The 3517-nt window shown below is 66.2% G+C and carries 3 protein-coding genes; 1 reads left to right on the top strand and 2 read right to left on the bottom strand.

Translation table 11 applies throughout. The features are described from left to right. A partial coding sequence (locus ABI385_RS11990; RefSeq protein ID WP_348103977.1) for an NAD(P)/FAD-dependent oxidoreductase occupies window positions 1-1345 on the bottom strand: 1345 nt, incomplete at its 3' end. A 292-nt stretch (window positions 1346-1637) separates the two neighbouring features. Here ABI385_RS11990 and ABI385_RS11985 point away from each other — a divergent pair. Beyond that, entirely contained in the window at window positions 1638-3077 is a 1440-nt protein-coding gene (locus tag ABI385_RS11985) for a papain-like cysteine protease family protein (RefSeq protein WP_348103976.1), read from the top strand. Here the strand turns inward: ABI385_RS11985 and ABI385_RS11980 are convergent. Then, window positions 3078-3517: hypothetical protein (locus tag ABI385_RS11980; protein ID WP_348103975.1), on the bottom strand; the 440-nt coding region annotated here is incomplete at its 5' end. It lies immediately after the preceding gene.

Raw genomic sequence — 3517 nt, 5'->3', positions numbered from 1 at the left:
CGCCCAGCTCCCACACGGTGGTTGACATCTTCTGGTCGAGGTCGCGGTTGTAGGCGTCGTGGATCTCGGCCGTCACCTCGATCGCGGCGGCACCGCTGTCGTCCAGTGCTCGGATCGCGTCGAGGATGTGGGCCGTCTGCGACTCGATCATGTAGATCATCGAGCTGTGCCCGAGACCGGTGTTCGGCCCGAGGAACATGAAGAAGTTCGGGAAACCCGGCACCGACGTGCCGAGGTAGGCCCGCGGGCTGCCCTTCCAGACGTCGCGCAGCAGCATCCCGTGCTTGCCGTGCACATGGTCGGCGAAGGGGATGTCCGTGACGTGGTAGCCGGTGCCGAAGATGATCGTGTCGACCTTGTGCTCGACGCCGGCGGCATCCACCACCGAGCGCTCGCGGATCTCCCGCACCGCGTGCGGCACGAAGGTGACGTTCCGTTTCTGCAGGGCGGGGTACCACGCGTTGGAGGGAACCAGCCTCTTGCAACCCAGCAGGTAGTCGGGGGTGACCGCGCGGCGCAGCTCTGGATCGGCCACCTGCTTGTCGATGTGACCACGAGAGACCCGTTCCAGCAGGGACATCAGCGACGGCCGTTTCGCGAAGCCGAGGACGAGGGCCTCTTTGGCCGTGTAGACCCCGCCCCGGACCGCCTTCTGCGCCAACGGTACCCGCCGGTAGAGGGTGCGCTCCCAGTCGTTGATCGGCCGCTTGCCGTGCGGCATGACCCACGGAGCAGTGCGCTGGAAGACATGGAGGCTCCCGACCGTGTCGGCTATGCGTGGGACGTACTGGATCGCCGACGCACCCGTGCCGACGGAGGCCACCCTGCGACCGACGAGGTCGAGGTCATGGTTCCAGCGAGCCGAGTGCATCAGCTCGCCCTCGAAACGCTCGATACCGGGCACGTCGGGCAGTTTCGGCTCGGTCAGTGGACCCACGGCGCTGACCAGAACCTGGGCGTTCCAGATGCCCTCACTCGTGGTGATGAGCCAACGCTGTCGATCCTCGTCCCAGTCCGCGCCGAGGACGTCGACGCCGGTGCGCAGGTGTGGCCGCAGCTCGAAACGGTCGAGGCAGTCGCGAAGGTAGCGACGGATCTCCGGCTGCGGCGAGTAGGTCGATGACCATTCGGGGTTCGGCGCAAAGGACAAGGAGTAGAGATGTGACGGGACGTCGCACGTACATCCTGGGTAGGTGTTGAGGTGCCAGACACCGCCGACATCGTCCGCTCGCTCGAGCAGGACGAAGTCCTCGATACCACGCTGCTTCAGACGGTGGCCGAGGGCGAGCCCGGAAAACCCGCTCCCGATGATGATGATCCGCGCGGTTGACTCCTCAGCTGCCACGTCATCATGCTGCCATGAACAAAACCCCACCGAACTCATCCTTTCGCCGACGGAACTCACGTGTTTCACGGTCCTGAACGGTCCACGGGGTCCAAAACCTCCAAGGACGTGAGTTCGGTCGTCGAACCAGCCAACCCAGACGACTCCCCTTCGCCAGAGCGACGAGCAGCAGTGTGCGCGTGGCGAGGGCGCACAGGAAACTGACAGGCGAACGACGGTGTCCGCGTACCGACCTAGGTGTATTCCTGGTGACTGCCGGCAATGGCGCCAGGATCTCGCCAGGAGAACGCGGATGAGTGTGACGCAAGGACTGATCGAGTACGACGGCAGGCTGTACGCGGCGTGGAAGGGGGAGACCGGCGACGACCGGATCTTCACATCGTCCTACGACGGCCACTCCTGGACAGAACAGACGGTCGTCGGCGGCAACACGTCTGCCGGCCCCAGTCTGGGCAAGCTCGGCAGCTCGATGTACCTGGCCTGGAAGGGCGAGCACTCCGACCAGCGGGTCTTCTCACTCCGCGTCGACGGGAGCCAGTGGCAGGCACAGCAGCAGGTGCCGGGGATCGGCAGCAGCACGGGGCCCGCGATCTACGACTTCGGTGGTCGGCTCTACGCCGCGTGGAAGGGCGTGGACGAGGACCAGGCGATCTGGTACTCCTCGACAGCCGACGGGGTCACCTGGTCGGGTCAGCGCACCATCCCCGGGGTCGCCTCGAGCATCGGCCCCTCATTGTGCAACTGGCAGGGGAGACTGTGGGCGGCGTGGAAAGGGATGAGCAACGACCAGGCGCTCTACTACGCCTCGTTCGACGGCAACGCCTGGAGTCCTCAGCAGGTGCTTCCGGGTGTCGCGAGCAGCGTCGGACCGTCGATCGCTGCCTACCAGGAGAAGGTCTACGCGATCTGGAAGGGAGTCATCGGTGACGAGAACCTCTACTACTCGTACTTCGACGGCGTGCGATGGGCTCCCCAGCAGGTGGTGCCAGGCGTGGCCAGCAGCGTCGGTGCTGCGCTGAACGGATACGGCGACAGTCTCTTCGCGGTATGGAAGGGCGCCGGAACCGACCAGGGGCTCTACTTCTCCTCCTTCGACGGCACCAGCTGGGCGGCACAGCAACGCGTTCCGGGTAACAGCGGCCCGGACGCTCCCGTGAACATCGGGATGCAACTGCAGTACCAGGAGACCAGCGAGTGGTGCTGGCTCGCCGTTGCGACGAGTGTCGCTCACTTCTACAACTCCTCGAGCCCGGCCGAGCAGTATGACCTGATGACGACGATCGGCCGCAACATCAACCAGTGGGTCGGCGTCTCGTGCGCGCCGACCGCGCCGATGCTGGCGGCCCACCCGGGGCTGGCGAACGCGCTGGCCGACCCGTACGGCACGGACGCGGAGAACTGCCTCGAGCGTGTCGGCATACCCCAGGTCTGCATCAAGTCCGGCGGTGTCGGTGACGCCTTGAACGTCTACGGCAACAACGCGGGATGGCAAGGCAACGTGTCCTTCGCTCAGGTCGCCGCCGAGGTCCACGCCGGACGGCCGGTATGCGTCGACATCACCTGGAAGAACGGCCTCGGTAGCCACGTCGTCGCGATTGCGGGTGCGCTGAACGACCAGATTCTCGTCCTCGACCCGGCGAACGGAGAGTCGGTGATCGCGTTCGAGGACTTCCCTGATCAGTATGCCGCCGGCGCCACGTTGGACGGCTTCACCTTCACGAAGGCTCGATGACTACAACCGCGGGATGAACCGCTTGCCCTGCAACGCCTCCAGAAGGAGCGAGGAGCTGCGCTTGGCCGCCACGAGGCGCAGCCCCTCGACCTCGAGGTTGGCCATGATCTCGCTGAGCGCCTCCGTGGTGACATGCGGTCCGAGTCCGACCCTGGCCTCCCGGTAGGCCTGGCGCATCGCCCCCACCTGGCCGTCGATGTGTCGGTCTGCCAGCCAGGCGAGTGCGATCGGGTTCTTGCGCCACCCTGCGTACGAGCGGTAGTCGGGTGGACAGTGGTCGAGCAACCAGGCCACCGCGCGGTCCTCCCACCCCGACGTATGTGCGGGAGGGACCGACGGCGGCCACCCAGGCGGGACCGCGCTGCTCACTCCCCCAGTGTCGCCGATGTCGCGACGGCGCCGGTGGGCTACCCGTTCGGCTCGCGGCGTTCGAGCGGGGG

Origin of the sequence: Lapillicoccus sp. (assembly GCF_039935575.1) — a bacterium.
Classification (GTDB): Bacteria; Actinomycetota; Actinomycetes; order Actinomycetales; family Dermatophilaceae; genus Lapillicoccus.
Note: the sequence above shows the minus strand (reverse complement) of the source record. Positions and strands in the feature narration are given on the sequence as shown.